This window comes from Mesorhizobium sp. Arg314 (assembly GCF_053714275.1).
Genome location: NZ_JBSKBP010000017.1, coordinates 24,988 through 39,679, shown reverse-complemented (window position 1 = coordinate 39,679; position 14,692 = coordinate 24,988). Strand labels below are relative to the sequence as shown.

12 protein-coding genes are annotated in these 14,692 nt (G+C 60.3%); 8 read left to right on the top strand and 4 right to left on the bottom strand.

Going from position 1 to position 14,692, the window contains the following annotated elements:
* Positions 1-7: 7 nt before the first annotated feature.
* On the bottom strand, positions 8-679 hold the full coding sequence (locus tag ACWGS9_RS19405; RefSeq protein WP_454506754.1) for a hypothetical protein: 672 nt from the start codon (positions 677-679) through the stop codon (positions 8-10).
* Positions 680-1,216: 537 nt separating this feature from the next.
* Here ACWGS9_RS19405 and ACWGS9_RS19400 point away from each other — a divergent pair.
* From ACWGS9_RS19400 to ACWGS9_RS19390, 3 genes are read left to right on the top strand one after another with little or no spacing between them, the layout of a single operon-like run.
* On the top strand, positions 1,217-2,431 hold the full coding sequence (locus tag ACWGS9_RS19400) for a glycosyltransferase family protein (protein ID WP_454506753.1): 1,215 nt from the start codon (positions 1,217-1,219) through the stop codon (positions 2,429-2,431).
* 1 nt (position 2,432) lies between these two features.
* Complete coding sequence (locus ACWGS9_RS19395; protein WP_454506752.1) at positions 2,433-3,677, top strand: glycosyltransferase; 1,245 nt, start codon at positions 2,433-2,435, stop codon at positions 3,675-3,677.
* Positions 3,674-4,870: a glycosyltransferase family protein gene (locus ACWGS9_RS19390; RefSeq protein WP_454506751.1), complete on the top strand. Its 1,197-nt coding sequence runs from the start codon at positions 3,674-3,676 to the stop codon at positions 4,868-4,870. Before ACWGS9_RS19395 ends, ACWGS9_RS19390 begins: the two co-directional genes overlap by 4 nt.
* Positions 4,871-4,969: 99 nt before the next feature.
* On the opposite strand, the gene ACWGS9_RS19385 is transcribed toward ACWGS9_RS19390, so the two are convergent.
* Entirely contained in the window at positions 4,970-5,641 is a 672-nt protein-coding gene (locus ACWGS9_RS19385; protein WP_454506809.1) for a methyltransferase domain-containing protein, read from the bottom strand.
* 182 nt (positions 5,642-5,823) lie between these two features.
* On the opposite strand from ACWGS9_RS19385, the gene ACWGS9_RS19380 reads away from it, so the two are divergent.
* From ACWGS9_RS19380 to ACWGS9_RS19370, 3 genes are read left to right on the top strand one after another with little or no spacing between them, the layout of a single operon-like run.
* Positions 5,824-8,538, top strand: coding sequence for an ABC transporter transmembrane domain-containing protein (locus ACWGS9_RS19380; protein WP_454506750.1), 2,715 nt, complete (start codon positions 5,824-5,826; stop codon positions 8,536-8,538).
* A gap of 34 nt (positions 8,539-8,572) precedes the next feature.
* On the top strand, positions 8,573-9,019 hold the full coding sequence (locus tag ACWGS9_RS19375) for a cyclic nucleotide-binding domain-containing protein (protein ID WP_454506749.1): 447 nt from the start codon (positions 8,573-8,575) through the stop codon (positions 9,017-9,019).
* 23 nt (positions 9,020-9,042) lie between these two features.
* Positions 9,043-9,897 carry an MBL fold metallo-hydrolase gene (locus ACWGS9_RS19370; protein WP_454506748.1) on the top strand — a complete coding sequence of 285 codons (855 nt, stop codon included), beginning with the start codon at positions 9,043-9,045 and terminating at the stop codon, positions 9,895-9,897.
* Here ACWGS9_RS19370 and ACWGS9_RS19365 read toward each other — a convergent pair.
* Positions 9,877-10,662: a polysaccharide deacetylase family protein gene (locus ACWGS9_RS19365; protein WP_454506747.1), complete on the bottom strand. Its 786-nt coding sequence runs from the start codon at positions 10,660-10,662 to the stop codon at positions 9,877-9,879. The genes ACWGS9_RS19370 and ACWGS9_RS19365 overlap by 21 nt on opposite strands.
* On the bottom strand, positions 10,659-11,747 hold the full coding sequence (locus ACWGS9_RS19360; RefSeq protein ID WP_454506746.1) for a glycosyltransferase family 4 protein: 1,089 nt from the start codon (positions 11,745-11,747) through the stop codon (positions 10,659-10,661). Before ACWGS9_RS19360 ends, ACWGS9_RS19365 begins: the two co-directional genes overlap by 4 nt.
* A 92-nt stretch (positions 11,748-11,839) precedes the next feature.
* On the opposite strand from ACWGS9_RS19360, the gene ACWGS9_RS19355 reads away from it, so the two are divergent.
* Positions 11,840-13,000, top strand: a complete 1,161-nt coding sequence (locus ACWGS9_RS19355) for a DUF3095 domain-containing protein (RefSeq protein WP_454506808.1) — start codon at positions 11,840-11,842, stop codon at positions 12,998-13,000.
* Positions 13,001-13,131: 131 nt separating this feature from the next.
* The gene (locus tag ACWGS9_RS19350; RefSeq protein WP_454506745.1) at positions 13,132-14,457 is read left to right on the top strand and encodes a nucleotide sugar dehydrogenase; all 1,326 of its coding nucleotides are present in this window, start codon (positions 13,132-13,134) and stop codon (positions 14,455-14,457) included.
* The last annotated feature ends 235 nt before the right edge of the window (positions 14,458-14,692 follow it).

Sequence of the window (14,692 nt, the reverse complement as noted above, 5' to 3'; positions counted from 1 at the left end):
GGTCCCATCAACTCACTTTCCAACTACGGTCCGAGTTGCTCTTGCTGCCGACGGGATCCTGATTCAGACATTTTGCAACCTCGACAAACAGGCCAGCCAAAAGATTTCGGTCGGTCTTGACGTTGCTGAGATCGGCAAACATTTTCTCTATCAGCATCTGAACGCCTTCATTCTTCTGCTTGATTTCCTCACGCAGTAAATGATCGTTTCGATTTATCCGGTCCGAAACGTCGCGCTCGAGCTCGCTCAATTGATCCGACAACGCGCGCACCTGCTTTTCAAGTGCCTGATTTTGCTCGCGAAGATTGCGGTCAATCTCTTTGTCGGCCTCAGCTCGCGCATCTTTCTCGTGGCGCAACTGCGTCGCAAGCGAGTCAACCTGCTTCTTCGCATTTGACTCGTAAGTTTCAAGATTACGCTTGGCCTCGGATTCGACATCCTTGAAGCGCTGCAAGAACCGTTCTTCAAGCTTGGAGAAGCGGCGGTCATAGTCCTGCATCTGGTTGCCGAACAGCAGATCGCGTATCTTGTCGACACCTGGAGCGTCGCTGGTGGCCCCGCCCTCGCGAGCGTGGGCGGCCATAAAGTTCAGCCCGTTTTCGGCTGGATTGCCTAACAGATTTCCGTCTGCTTTACTTGCCGACGAAGCGGCATTCGAAGGTTCCTTGGCCATACTCATCCCACGTGCGCCTGACGCAAAATTAGTAAATGTTAAATTATGTCAGACAAATATCCGACTCGCAAGCCGGAAACCCGTTGGTTTGACCCAATTCGTGAGGCAGCCGAGCGCTACGTCACCGACGTGGCAACGGAAGTGGGGCGATGCCATCTTAAAAGCGGCCGCGACTTATCTGCGATCAATCCGGCAAGCACGGGGTCGTCGAAGCAGTGACGGTCCGCAATCTCTGCGCTCACGGGCGTTCAACCGCAAGGCGATCAACCGAATAACGTCGGCGGCAGCGCTCAGGGTCGGCAGCCAAAGATGGAGAATCGGGGATGATCAATACCAGTGAATGGTGCAGGTGCTTCATGACCAGTGGCAAGCGGGCAACTGAGTGGACGCGGCCTCCCGCTTCAGCATATGGACCTCTTGAGTAATACAAATTGAAAATTGCGCCCTCATGTTTCACAACAGGTGGGTGGCCCGCGAGGGTGGTTTCGAATCCAGTGGGTCGTCCACGGTCCTCAAAACGAGAATTCTAAAAGACGTTCAACAATGACGCAGCACGTACAAGACGCTCGAATTCTCATGTATAGCCACGACACGTTCGGGCTCGGCCACCTGCAGCGCTGCCGGACGATCGCGCATTCGCTGGTCGAGGATTTCCGCGGACTTCAGGTGCTGATCATTTCAGGCGCGCCTATCGCCGGCGCCTTCGACTATCGCGCCCGTGTCGACTTCGTGAAGATCCCCAGCGTCATCAAGTTGCGCAACGGCGAGTACACCTCGCTGGAAAAGGATATCGATCTGCACGAGACGCTCAGGATGCGCCAGTCGATCATCCGCCACACGGCCGAGACCTTCCGGCCGGATATCTTCATCGTCGACAAGGAACCGCTCGGCCTGCGCGGTGAGATCGAGGACACGCTGTCCTACCTCAAGACGCGGGGTACCACGCTCGTGCTTGGCCTGCGCGAGGTGATGGATGCGCCGCATCTGCTCGAAGCAGAGTGGGCACGCAGGGATGTGATGCGCAAGATAGGCCTGTTCTACGACAGGGTCTGGGCCTATGGCCCGCCGGATTTCTACGATCCGTTGACCGGTCTGGATGTGCCGCCGGCTGTCAGGGCAAAGATGAGGTTCGTCGGTTTCCTGCAACGGAGCCTGCAGCGGATCGAGTTGCCCGGCCACCGGCCCGAGGGCGACTATATCCTCGTCACCACCGGGGGCGGCGGTGACGGCGCGGAACTGATCCACGATGTCATCGATGCCTATCAGCAGGATCCGCAATTGCAGCATAGGGCGCTGATCGTGCTCGGGCCTTACATGCCGGCGCGCAAGCGCAACAAGCTGCTCAAGAAGGGGGCCAAGATCCCCTACATCAAGATCATCGAGTTCGACAACCGTATGGAAGACCTGATTGCCGGGGCCAAGGCGGTGGTGGCGATGGGCGGTTACAACACCTATTGCGAGATACTGTCTTTCGACAAGCCGGCGCTGATCGTGCCGCGCACCGAGCCTCGGGAGGAACAACTGATCCGCGCTCGGCGCGCAGCCGAACTCGGACTCATCGAGATGCTTTTGCCAGAAGAAGCCAAGGATTCCCAGCGGTTTGCCGATGCACTGGTGGTGCTGCCGGACCGGCTCCGCCCATCCCAGAGCAATCCGCATCTGAGGCTGGAAGGGCTGCCCCATATTTCCGAAATCGTCGCGGAACTGCTCGACCGGCGGGCCAGTCCTCACCTTTCGGTCATTGAAGGAATGAACTGAGTTGCAACGTCGCACGATCGTCGTGGTTCTGAAGGGCTATCCACGGCTGTCGGAAACCTTCATCGCGCAGGAACTGCTCGGTCTGGAGCGCGCGGGGTTCGACCTGATACTTGTCGCGCTCAGGCGGCCGACCGACGCAAAACGCCACCCCGTGCATGACGAGATCAAAGCGCCCGTCCATTATCTGCCGGAATATCTGCATGAGGAGCCGCTGCGCGTGGTTCGCTCGCTGTTTGCCTATCTGCTGCGGCCGGGCTTCTGGCGCGCGCTCGGATCGCTGGCTGCCGACATCCGCCGCGACTTTACGCGCAATCGCGTGCGCCGCTTCGGGCAAGCGCTCGTGCTGGCGGCCGAATGGCCGGAAGGCGCGGGCTGGCTGCATGCGCATTTCGCGCACACACCGGCATCGGTGACGCGCTATGCCAGCCTGCTTCGTGGCCTGCCCTGGAGCTGCTCAGCCCATGCCAAGGATATCTGGACTTCGGCGGACTGGGATCTGGCCGGCAAGCTTTCCTCGGCGCGATGGACGGTCACTTGCACGAAGACCGGCTTCGACCGTCTGAAAAAACTCGCTAGCGGCAACTCGGCTGTGCATCTGAGCTATCATGGGCTCGACCTTGATCGCTTCGGCAGTTTCGGCGAGGCGCGGAAACAAAATGATGGCTCGGCGCCGGACGAACCGGTCATCGTGCTGAGCGTCGGGCGCGCCGTCGAAAAGAAAGGTTACGATATCTTGTTGGAGGCGCTCGCCCTCTTGCCCGGTGATTTGGCGTGGCGTTTCGAGCATATCGGCGGCGGCGAGGAGCTGGAACGGTTCAAGGCGCTGGCGCAAAAGCTCGGACTGGATGGTCGCGTCTCTTGGAAAGGCGCGCTTGCGCAGCAGGAGGTGCTTGAGCACTACCGCTGCGCCGACATCTTCGCCCTGGCCTGCAGGATCACCGCCAATGGCGACCGGGACGGTCTGCCGAACGTTCTGGTGGAGGCGGCGAGCCAGCGGCTTGCCTGCGTGTCGACCGATATTTCCGGCGTGCCGGAGCTTTTATCGCCGGATGAAACCGGGCTGCTGGTTCCGACGGAAAACCCAATTGCCCTGGCAGAGGCGCTGGAGCTCCTGATCCGTGATCCCGTGCTGCGCGCCCGCCTCGGCGACGCCGCAGAGCGGCGCGTGCGCGGCAATTTCGATCATATGGCAAGCATTGGACAGCTCAAGGAACTGTTCGAGCGGGAGTGGCGGGCCTCCGAATGAAGCGACTGCGCGCTTTCTTCTATGTCCAGCACCTCCTCGGTATCGGCCATCTCGCGCGCGCCAGCCGCATTGCGGCGGCTCTGGTCGATGATGGGTTTGACGTAACCGTGGTGACCGGCGGAGCGCCGATCGCGGGGTTTCCAGGACTGGGCGTAAAATCTGTGGCCTTGCCACCCGTCACCTCCGGCGATGAAGGATTTTCCGGACTTGTCGACCTGCAGGGCAAACCCATCGACGATGCTTTCAAGAACCGGCGTTCGGGGATGCTGTTGCAGGCATTCCGGGATAGCAGGCCCGATTTCGTCATTGTCGAGGCATTTCCATTTGGACGCCGGCAGATGCGTTTCGAACTCCTGCCGCTGATCGAGGCCATCGACGCGTCGTCGCCCAGACCGCTGCTGGCGACGTCCGTGCGTGATATTCTTCAGGAGCGCGTCAAGCCGGGCCGAAACGAAGAAACGGTCGATCTCATCAACAGGCATTTCGACCTTGTCATGGTCCATGGCGATCCGGCTTTCGCAACCATCGACAAGACATTTCCATTGGCTGGTGCGATCAGGGCCGAAGTTGCCTACACAGGGCTCGTTGCCGCCCCCCCGTCGCCCGCGACCTCCGAGCGCTTCGACGTTCTGGTGTCGGTTGGCGGCGGGGCTGCCGGAAGGAGCCTTGTCAGCGCCACCATCGCGGCGGCGCAGAATGCCAACAACGCCTTGAAATGGTGTTTGATCACCGGCCCAAATCTGCCGAAAGACGAGTTTGACGTGATCGCACGTGATGCCACGTCGTGCTTGTCCATCTTCCGGTTCCGCGAGGATTTCGCCAGCCTACTGACCGGCGCCCGCCTGTCAGTCTCGCAGGCGGGTTACAACACGGTCTGCGATGTCCTGCGCGCGGGTTGTCGCTCCTTGCTCGTTCCGTTTGCAGCCGGCGGGGAAACCGAACAGACGGTACGCGCCCTGATGCTCGAAGAACTCGGTCTTGCAACGGTGCTGATGGAAAAGGACCTAACGCCTGAAGGTTTGGCGCGAACGATCCAACAGGCGCTTGTACGTCCGACGCCATCCGCGCATCGTCTGGATCTGGAAGGCGCGCGTCGCTCGGCGCAAATCCTGCGCGAGCGGTATCGAACATGGTCCCTAAAAGTGGGGTCCGGTTTCGGAAACGTTCATGATCAAACAGACGATAGATGCTAACGGGCGTCGAGTCTGGTGAGATTCATGCGACGCGCTTCAAGTCGTTGTTTCATGCAGGTCGTTGTCCCAAAAACGCTACGGACTGTTGGGCGAAATGCGTCAAACAGTTCCAATCAGCATGAAGCGCGTATAATTCTTTGTCGGCAGTTCGCCGGAGAACCGCACCTCCCGTAGCGCCGCCATTGCTTCGAAGGCCGCAAGTGAAGCCACGCAGTTGATGTGTGTCGGCTCGCTGAAATAATCGTTCGATTGCAGCAGTACATTCGTGCCCCGCGGAAGCAGAGCAAGCCAGGCGCGCAGATCGGCAATGTGTTCGCAACTCGTATTGACCACCAGGTCGGGCCGCCCGGCCGCATAGTCGAGTGCGTACATATCCGCTGTCAGCGCCCGGAACCTGTCGCCGGCTTCCCGGTTGAGGGTCCGGGCGACCGGCGCGACGTCGGGATCGATGTCGATGCTATCGACCGCCGCGATGTCGAAGCGGCCGTCGTTGAAAAGCATTGCCGGCAATACGCCGTACCATCCACCCAGAACCCATAGGCGCCCGAACCGGCCGCCGCAGCTTTCGAACAGCCTGTCGAGCGCCCACATCTTGCAGGCGACCTGCTTGTGGTTGAAGGCGTTGGCGATATCGGCCTTCGGGTGCTTGGCGATGACCCGCGCCAGCCCAGTCACGAGAGGGCTTTTGACATAGGCAGCAATTCCTCGGGTGAGGTCCAAGGCTTGCTCGTGCCCGTCCAGGCCGCCATTGCGCGGTTGCGTGACATCCATCATAGTCGCCTTCTTATGTTGGGATTTCGGGCGACACAACGCAATCTTGCTGAGCGCAGCACTACCTCAGTGCACTGCAGCTTCGAGCTTGTCATTGGCGACGAAGAAATTCCCGATACGCCATTCGCCAGCAGGTGCTTTTACATTCTGCATCCTTCCAACTGAAGGGTCCACAGCCGCATATGGAACCCAGCCTAGCCAGATATATCTGGACGCACACCAAGAAGCAGCAGATCTGGATATTGATGATCGTCCTGCTGTCGATGATCCCGTATTTCATGTCTTTCGACCTGCCGAAGCTGATCGTCAACGGCCCGATCCAGGGCAGGGGCTTCGAGCAACCGGGCGCGGCCCAGCCATTCATGAGGTTGCACTATAACCTGCCGTTCATTGGCGAGGTCCTGTTGTTCTCCGGTTTTCAGCTCGGCCGCAAGGCGACGCTACTTGCTCTGAGCATTGTGTTCCTCTTGCTGGTCGTCATCAACGGCCTGTTCAAACTCTACATCAACACCTACAAGGGCCGCCTCGGCGAGCGCATGCTGCGCCGTATCCGCTTCGATCTGGTCGATCGTGTGCTGCGGTTTCCGCCGATTTACTTCAAGCGGGTGAAATCCGCCGAAGTGGCGACCATGGTGAAGGACGAGGTAGAGCCGCTGGGCGGCTTCATCGGCGATGCCTTCCTGCAGCCGGTGCTGCTCGGCGGCCAGGCGCTGACGGCCATGCTGTTTATCATGGTCCAGAACGTCTGGCTCGGAATGATAGCGGTCGTGATCGTGGTGATCCAGATCGTGCTCATCCCGCGAATGCGGCGGCGGCTGCTCGTGCTTGGGCGCCAACGGCAGTTGACGGCGCGCGCGCTTTCGGGCCGGGTTGGCGAAATCGTCGACGGCATCGGCGCGGTTCACGTCCACGATACGTCAAACTACGAGCGCGCCGACATAGCATCCCGGCTCGGGCTCATCTTCAAGATCCGCTTCGATCTTTACCAATGGAAATTCATGGTGAAGTTCCTCAACAATTTTCTCGCGCAGCTCACGCCCTTTCTGTTCTACATGATCGGCGGGTACCTGGTCATCGGAGGACGGCTGGACGTCGGCCAGCTGGTGGCCGTGATCGGCGCCTACAAGGACCTGCCCGGACCGATGAAGGAACTGATCGACTGGGATCAGGATCGGCAGGATGTCCAGGTCAAATATCAGCAGGTCGTTGAACAGTTCACCGTCGAGGATATCATTGCGCCGAGCATCGGGGCACTGACGATCGACGATCCCGGTCCGATGACAAACCCGCTGTCAGCGATCGGTCTGTCCATAGCAGACGATGGCGGCGCAATGCTCCTCAACCGTATCTCCCTGCAGGTCCAGCCGGGTGAGACGGTGGCGCTGGTCAGCACCGCAACAGGCGGAGCGGAGGCGCTAGCAGAAGCCTTCGCGCGGCTGAACTGGCCGGAAAGCGGAAAGGTCGCTTCGGGCGCCGATGACCTGCTTGAACTCCCCGAAGCAGTGACCGGCCGGCGCATGTCCTACGCCTCGTCGGATGTTTTCCTGTTCCAGGCCAGCCTGCGCGATAACCTGCTCTACGGGTTGAAGCATGCGCCGCTCACATCGGTGACTTACGACGGCGCCGCGGCAGACCAGCAGCGCTGGAACATCGACGAAGCGCGCCGGTCGGGCAATCCGGATCTCGATATCCACAGCGACTGGATCGACTATGCTTCCGCCGGCGCCACCGGCCCGCACGACCTCTTTGAAGCCGTGCGCCGGGTGCTCGACGCGGTTCTTCTGTCGCGCGACATTCTGGATCTTGGCTTGCGCTCTTCGGCCGACCTTACGCGTCACACGAAGCTTGCCGGGCGGATCGTCGAACTGCGTGCAGCGCTGCGAACCCGGCTGGAACAGGAAGGGCTGCGCGAACTGGTGGTTCCTTTCGAGCCGGGCGCCTACAACACGGAAGCGACGATCGGCCAGAACCTGCTTTTCGGCGCTGCCGCCGGCCCCGAACTGGCCGACAAGGCACTGGCAGCCAATCCCTATTTCGCGTCTGTACTGAAGCAGGCCGGCCTCGACCGTACGCTCTACGAAATGGGCATGGAAATCGCCGAACAGGCGATCGAGCTGTTTGCCGACCTGCCGCCCGATCACCAGTTCTTCCAGCAGCTCGCCTTCATGAGCGCCGAGGAGATCCCCGCCTACGAGACCTTGCTGCAGCGGCTCAAGAACCGTCCCTACGAAACGGTTTCGGAGGCCGACCGCGCCATGATCATCACCTTGAGCTTTGCCTATATCGAGCCCCGGCACCGCTTCGGCCTGCTGAGCGACGAGCTGATGAGCAAGATCGTTGCCGCACGCAACCAGTTCTATGAAAACCTGCCGCCCGAGCTGCAAAACGCGATCGAACGGTATGATCCTGCCAAATACATTGCCGCGGCCACCGTCATGGACAATGTCCTGTTCGGGCGTGTGGGCAACAACCATCCCGACGCGCCGGACCGGATACGCTCCATCGTTTATGACATTCTTGACGAGCTGGGGCTTTATGCCGAGCTTCTGGATGTCGGCCTGGACTTCAACGTCGGCGCCGGCGGCAGGCGGCTGACCGGTGGACAGCGACAGAAGCTCGATGTTGCCCGGGCCTTGCTCAAGCGTCCCGATTTTCTCATTCTCAACCGGCCGCTGTCAGCGCTCGACCAGCGCATTCAGGACAAGGTGCTGCGAAACGTGCTCGAGCAAGCCGAACGCGACGACCATTCGCCGGCAATTGTGTGGGTGGTGACGACTCCGGCAATGGCGATGATGTTCGATCGCGTTATCGTCTTTGACTCGGGTCAATTGGTGGAGGACGGTACACACGAGACACTTTTGGCAGAGAACGGTATCTTCAAGGAACTTCTGTCATAGTCTGGCAGACGCGAATTTAGGAAGGTTTGCGATAATGCTGCTCAAGGATGAAGTTGGAATGCTGCAACGCGTTCCCTTGTTCGCTGGCATTGAGCCGGCAAAGCTCAAGCTGCTCGCGTTCACATCCGATCGCGTGAACTACAGCGCCGGCCAGATTCTTTTCCGGCAGGGCGACGAGGCAGACGCTGCCTATGTCATCCTTTCTGGCAGGGCGGATATTCTGGTCGATTCCGACAGCGGGCCGATAAAAGTTGCCGAACTGTTGCCAAATTCGATCGTCGGCGAGATCGCCATATTGTGCAACAGCTCACGCACTGCCACCGTCAGTGCGGCAAGTGATCTGGAGGCCTTGAGAATCCGGAAGGATCATTTCCTGAGGCTTATGAAGGAGTTCCCGGAAATGACCATCGAGATGGTGCGGGTTCTTGCCGATCGGCTAAGCCATACGACCGCGGATCTGATCGACGCACGAACCGCCTAGAGCTACGATGGGCGAAAAGTAGTATGGACGACGATTTTTTCCAGATCAGATTTTGGGGCGTGCGCGGCAGCATTGCGGTATCCGGGCCAGAATTCGTTCGCTATGGCGGCAACACAAACTGCATCGAGATGCGATGCGGCAAGCATACGCTTCTGTTCGACGCAGGATCGGGCCTGCGGCCTGCCGGCAGGGCGTTTCAGGCGGCGGATATGACCGATTTCGATCTGCTTTTCACCCATTGCCATTACGATCACATCATCGGGCTGCCGGCTTTTGTGCCGATCTTTGACCCGAGCGTCAAACTTACGGTTTGGTCCGGGCATCTTGCAGGACTCATGACGACCCGGCAGATGATCGATGAGTTCATACGGCCGCCGTGGTTTCCGGTGAAAATGGACGTCTGCAAAGCAAAGCTCGACTGCCGCGATTTCGTGTCCGGAGACGTGCTTCGGCCGCGCGAAGGGGTGGTGGTTCGGACCGGCAGTCTTACCCATCCGGGCGGCTGCATAGGCTACCGCGTCGAATGGGGCGGCCGCGTCGTGGCGGTGATCACGGACACCGAGCACGAGCCGGACAAACTCGATCAGTCGGTGCTCGGCCTGATCGAAGATGCCGACCTCGTCATTTACGATTGCACCTACACCGAGAAGGAAATGGAGCGACGCCGCGGTAACGGGCACTCGACATGGCAGCAGGGCGTCAAGCTCTGTGAGGCGGCCGGTGCGCGGGGGCTCGCGCTGTTTCACCACGATCCGACACGCACCGACGAGCAACTGGACGCGATGGAGAAACTGGCCAAGGACCGGTTTGCCGGCGCTTTTGCCGCGCGGGATGGCCAGATGCTCAAATTTCCAGTCTCATTGCACAAAAAGCGCTGAGCTATTTCTTCCACCGGCGCCGCGCTCGATCAATGTCCTGATCGGAAGCCATGCGCAGACCTCACTCTGCGCGGTGACTGTGAACAGCCGGTCGAGGAAAAGCCACGCCGATTCATCATGTACGAGATGGTGGGTGAGCAGGCCGACCGGTTCGCCGCCGTCGAATGCATGCCGCAATTGCGCGACGATAGCCTGAACCAACAGGCCATGGTCGCGGCAGCCGCGCGTGCCATGCCAATCCATGATGTCGACATTGCTGTTGATGGCAGCCAGCGAAGCCGGCTTCGGCGGCCCATAGACCGACAGTGCCGCAAATCCTATCGGCCCAAGGTCGGATACCAAGCCGGCGTCGATCCTGTTCCAGGGTGGCACCAGCATCGGAACGGTACGTGCGCCGTGCAAGCCGGTTATGCGCGACAGCCCGCGAGCCAGATCATCGAGCACCGCCTCGCGTGGCCGATGCGCGCCGAGTTCCTGCTTTTTCTGGTCCTCGGGCGCATGATTTCGGTGCGCCCAGCCATGGATGGCGACCGTGGCATGCGGCGCCTCGTCAAGCCGGACGACAAGCTTCTCATCGGTCAGGGCCGGAATGACGGCCAGAGTGACCGGAACCCCGAATTCACCGGTGAGGTCGAGCAGCCGATCAAGCGCGGGCGTCGGACCCACGGCGTCATCATCGCGCAGCCAGAACTCTGCCTTACGGTCCGCCCGTTGCCAGCAGGCCAGTTCTTCCACCAAAGGCTGCCAGATCTGATCGGATGTCATGAAGGCGGGATCTTCCCAAGAAGTTCGGCCAGACGACCTGCTGCAGCACCCAGGGAACGTTCTTCGAGGATGAAACGTCTGGCTTCTGCGGCCATGAAGGTTCTTTCGTCGTTACGGGCCAGAAGCCTTTCAATGGCAGAAGCGAACGCCGCCACATCGCCCGGCGGGGTGAGAAACCCGGTCTGGCCGTCCCGCACGACCTCCGGCACGCCGGCGATGTCCTGAGCAACCACCGGAAGGCCGGCGGCCTGTGCTTCAAGATAGGCAACGCCATAGGCCTCGCCGAAACCCGGCCAGACGTAAATTCCCCCACTGTAGAGGACATCCGGCACTGCGGCTGGCTCAATCGCGCCAAGCCATTCGATACGGTCGGCGGGCAAGCCGGCGAATTGCGCCTTGACCTCTTCACGAGCAGGCCCGTCCCCCACGACCGACAAGGTCCAGGGCAGGTGGCCGATCGGACCGAGCGCTTGCGCCAGCATGCGATAGCTGTCGACTTTGTCGCCCGGGCGCATCATCGCGACGGTAACGAGGCGCGTCGGGCAACCGCGTGCCGGCATTTCCCGGAATACCGATGTGTCGATGAAGGGTGAGAGCATGCCGAGAGCGGCATCGGGAATTGCGTTTGTCAGTCCCTGACGATCCCGTTGCGTGAAGCAGATGTTCAGCGCCGCCTGTTCGACGGCTCGCGCCACCAACGCTTGTGTATCAGCCCACAAACCGGCGTTGCGCCGCCTCGAATATGAAGCTTCCGCTGTCACATAGGGGACAGCAAAGGCCGACGCGAGGTCGGGCCCGATCAGGTCGGGCGCCTTGTAATAGGGATGATAGGAGAACCAGATATCGGGCTTGCCGTCACGATCCCAAAGCCTTGTAAGCCGCGCGGCTTCCTCTCGGGCCTCGATCTTGAGCGCATCGAAACTTTTCGACTCCGGTTGGCGTAAATAGAAGCGTAATTCGGATGCCAGTTCGACGCTATGTCCTCCGTGCTTCAGTGCCTTGACCAGCGCCCGTGCCATCTGGCGGTCGCCGGAGGCAACGGGATGATTGGGTGACTTCAGCGGCGCGTAGAAGGCAATTCGCATCGCTGGACCCTATCATCGGAAAGCCAGGGCAAGTCAATTTCGACGCACGATCGACTTCACCTTCAAGCAGTGGAATGTGCTATCTCATGGTCATGGAAACAGCTGCCGCGTCCGACACGTTTGTCGCTTCTCTGCCGGTCTTCGCAAAGTTCGAAAGCGTTGCCGATATCGACAATTATCGACCGCTCCCCGATAACTGGGCGCTGGCCGCCGCAGACATTGTCGGCTCGACCAAGGCGATCGAGGCTGGGCGCTATAAAACCGTCAATATGGCCGGCGCCAGCGTCATTTCGGCGCTGCTGAATGCGCTGGGTCGGCAAGATCTCCCCTTTGTGTTCGGCGGCGACGGCGCGCTAGTGGCGTTTCCAGGCTCGGCGCTGGAGATCACGCGCAATGCGCTGGCGGCTGTCCAGAGATGGGTGGCGGATGAACTGGACCTGACCTTGCGTGCCGCAATCGTGCCGATAAAGGATATAAGAGCGCAAGGCCTCGACGTTCGCGTGGCGAGGTTCCAAGCCTCCGAAGCGGTCTTCTATGCCATGTTCGCCGGCGGTGGCGGCAGTTGGGCGGAAGCCGAGATGAAAGCGGGGCGCTACCGCATCGATCCTGCGCCGGCTGGCGCGCGGCCGGATCTGACCGGCCTCTCCTGCCGCTGGAACCCGATCGAAGCCCGGCATGGCGAAATCGTCTCGATTATAGCCATACCGGGTGCCTCGCGCGACTTGCGCGGTTTTCAGATTCTGGTTTCCGACATCATCGCCCTTGCCAGCAGGCAGGAACGTGATGGCCACCCGGTGCCGGTGGACGGTCCGAGCTACAGCTTGCTGCCCGCCGGCCTCGATATCGAGGCGCGGGCCACGGCGCCGGCAGGACGGCGGTGGCTGTCGAAGCTGTGGGTAGTTTTCCTGATGACGCTTACGGCTGTCACCGATAAATTTGGCTGGACGATCGGCAGTTTCGACCCGAAGGTCTACAAACGCGATGTGGCCAGCAATTCCGATTTCCGGAAGTTCGACGACGGCTTGAAGATGACCATCGACGTTGACGCGGATGTGTTGCAACGGATCGAGAACCGCCTGAAACAGGCGGAAGAGGCAGGCATCTGCAACTATGGCCTGCACCGTCAGAAATCGGCCTTGATGACATGCCTCGTCGCCTCGCCGCTGCAGCGCGATCACGTTCATTTCATCGACGGCGCGGCCGGCGGCTATGCGATGGCTGCCGCAAGCCTGAAGGCCAAGCTACCGGTTTGATGACGGCTTGCGGAAATCGTTCTTCCGCAATATGCCTCGGCCATGGTTCTTGGGACAGGTGAGCCTAGCCATGGGAACGGACGGCCTGTCCGAATTGACGGGAAAGCGGATTTTTGGACGCCCCACAATCGATGTATGACCGTCTTCTGAACCGGATTTCGACGCGCGCCGCGCAAGTCGGCGTGATCGGACTGGGCTATGTCGGGTTGCCGCTGGCGGTTGCGATCGCACGCGCCGGATTCCCGGTTTTGGGCTTCGACATCGAAGCGCAGAAGGTCGAGAGCCTGAACAGCGGCCAATCCTACATTGAGGCGGTGACGTCGACAGCTCTTGCCGTCCAGGTGGCGAGCGGACGGTTCCGCGCCACTGCGGATTTTGCCGAACTGGCCGTCTGCGATGTCATCATCATCTGCGTTCCGACGCCGCTGACGAAAAACCGTGAGCCGGACCTCTCCTTTGTCAGGAACACGGCAGGCACCATCGCGAAGCATCTTCGTCTCGGCCAGCTGATCGTGCTGGAATCGACCACCTATCCAGGCACCACCGACGACGTGATCAAGCCCATACTGGAAGAAACCGGCTTGCAATCGAAGATAGACTTCTTCCTCGGCTTCTCGCCCGAACGCGAGGATCCCGGGAACCGCAGCTTTGAAGTCGCGACGATCCCCAAGGTTGTGGCAGGCAACGGCATTGAAGCGGCGACGCTCGTGCAGGCCTTCTACCAGGGCGTGGTCAACACCGTCGTTCCGGTCTCCACCACGGCGACCGCCGAGGCGGTCAAGCTGACGGAAAACATCTTCCGCTCGGTCAACATAGCCCTGGTCAACGAGTTGAAGGTCGTGCTCGGTGCGATGGGCATCGACATCTGGGAGGTGATCGAGGCGGCAAAGAGCAAGCCTTTCGGCTACATGCCTTTCTATCCTGGCCCCGGACTTGGCGGGCACTGCGTTCCGATCGATCCCTTCTACCTGACCTGGAAGGCGCGCGAATACGAACTGCCGACCCGCTTCATCGAGCTGGCGGCAGAGATCAATACGGCTATGCCGCGTCATGTGGTCGATGAACTGGCGAAGGCGCTGGACCGGCGCTGCGGCAAGGCGCTCAGCCGCTCGCGTATTCTCATCATCGGGCTCGCCTACAAGAAAAATGTGCCCGACATCCGCGAAAGCCCTTCATTGCGGCTCATTGAACTCATCGAGGAATGGGGCGGCAAGGCGGAATTCCACGATCCGCATGTTACCGAGATCCCGACCACACGGGAGCACATGGCGATCAAGGGGCGTCGCTCGGTCGAATTGACCGAGGCGGCCTTGAAGGATTTCGATGCTGTCCTCGTTGCAACCGACCACGACGCGATCGACTATCAGGCGATCGCTGATCACGCTCTTCTGATCGTCGACACACGCAATGTTTTTGGCCGCCTCGGGCTAGCCCGCGAGACGGTGGTGAAAGCGTGACGGCGTCTGAGCCGGCGAATTTCTTGCCCGATGTCAGGATCGAGATTGCACTTCGCCGGCAGCCTCGCCACATAGTGCCGCAGGACATGGATGCGGTTACGCCTGTTCCTTGGCCGCAAGGATAGTCAACCGGGAAATTCTTCGCCGCTTTTGCCGCCGAAGCGAGCCTTGTTGACTTCGGCGGTCTTACCTTCGGGTCGTTGGCGGACTGTGTTATGGCGGATCAAAGGATAAC

Bases quoted from the DNA above. Each gene is read 5' to 3' on its own strand.
- ACWGS9_RS19390 (WP_454506751.1), top strand. From the start codon at position 3,674: ATGAAGCGACTGCGCGCTTTCTTCTATGTCCAGCACCTCCTCGGTATC.
- ACWGS9_RS19360 (WP_454506746.1), bottom strand. From the start codon at position 11,747: ATGCGAATTGCCTTCTACGCGCCGCTGAAGTCACCCAATCATCCCGTT.
- ACWGS9_RS19350 (WP_454506745.1), top strand. From the start codon at position 13,132: ATGTATGACCGTCTTCTGAACCGGATTTCGACGCGCGCCGCGCAAGTC.
- ACWGS9_RS19370 (WP_454506748.1), top strand. From the start codon at position 9,043: ATGGACGACGATTTTTTCCAGATCAGATTTTGGGGCGTGCGCGGCAGC.
- ACWGS9_RS19355 (WP_454506808.1), top strand. From the start codon at position 11,840: ATGGAAACAGCTGCCGCGTCCGACACGTTTGTCGCTTCTCTGCCGGTC.
- ACWGS9_RS19385 (WP_454506809.1), bottom strand. From the start codon at position 5,641: ATGGATGTCACGCAACCGCGCAATGGCGGCCTGGACGGGCACGAGCAA.
- ACWGS9_RS19405 (WP_454506754.1), bottom strand. From the start codon at position 679: ATGAGTATGGCCAAGGAACCTTCGAATGCCGCTTCGTCGGCAAGTAAA.
- ACWGS9_RS19400 (WP_454506753.1), top strand. From the start codon at position 1,217: ATGACGCAGCACGTACAAGACGCTCGAATTCTCATGTATAGCCACGAC.
- ACWGS9_RS19380 (WP_454506750.1), top strand. From the start codon at position 5,824: ATGGAACCCAGCCTAGCCAGATATATCTGGACGCACACCAAGAAGCAG.
- ACWGS9_RS19365 (WP_454506747.1), bottom strand. From the start codon at position 10,662: ATGACATCCGATCAGATCTGGCAGCCTTTGGTGGAAGAACTGGCCTGC.
- ACWGS9_RS19375 (WP_454506749.1), top strand. From the start codon at position 8,573: ATGCTGCTCAAGGATGAAGTTGGAATGCTGCAACGCGTTCCCTTGTTC.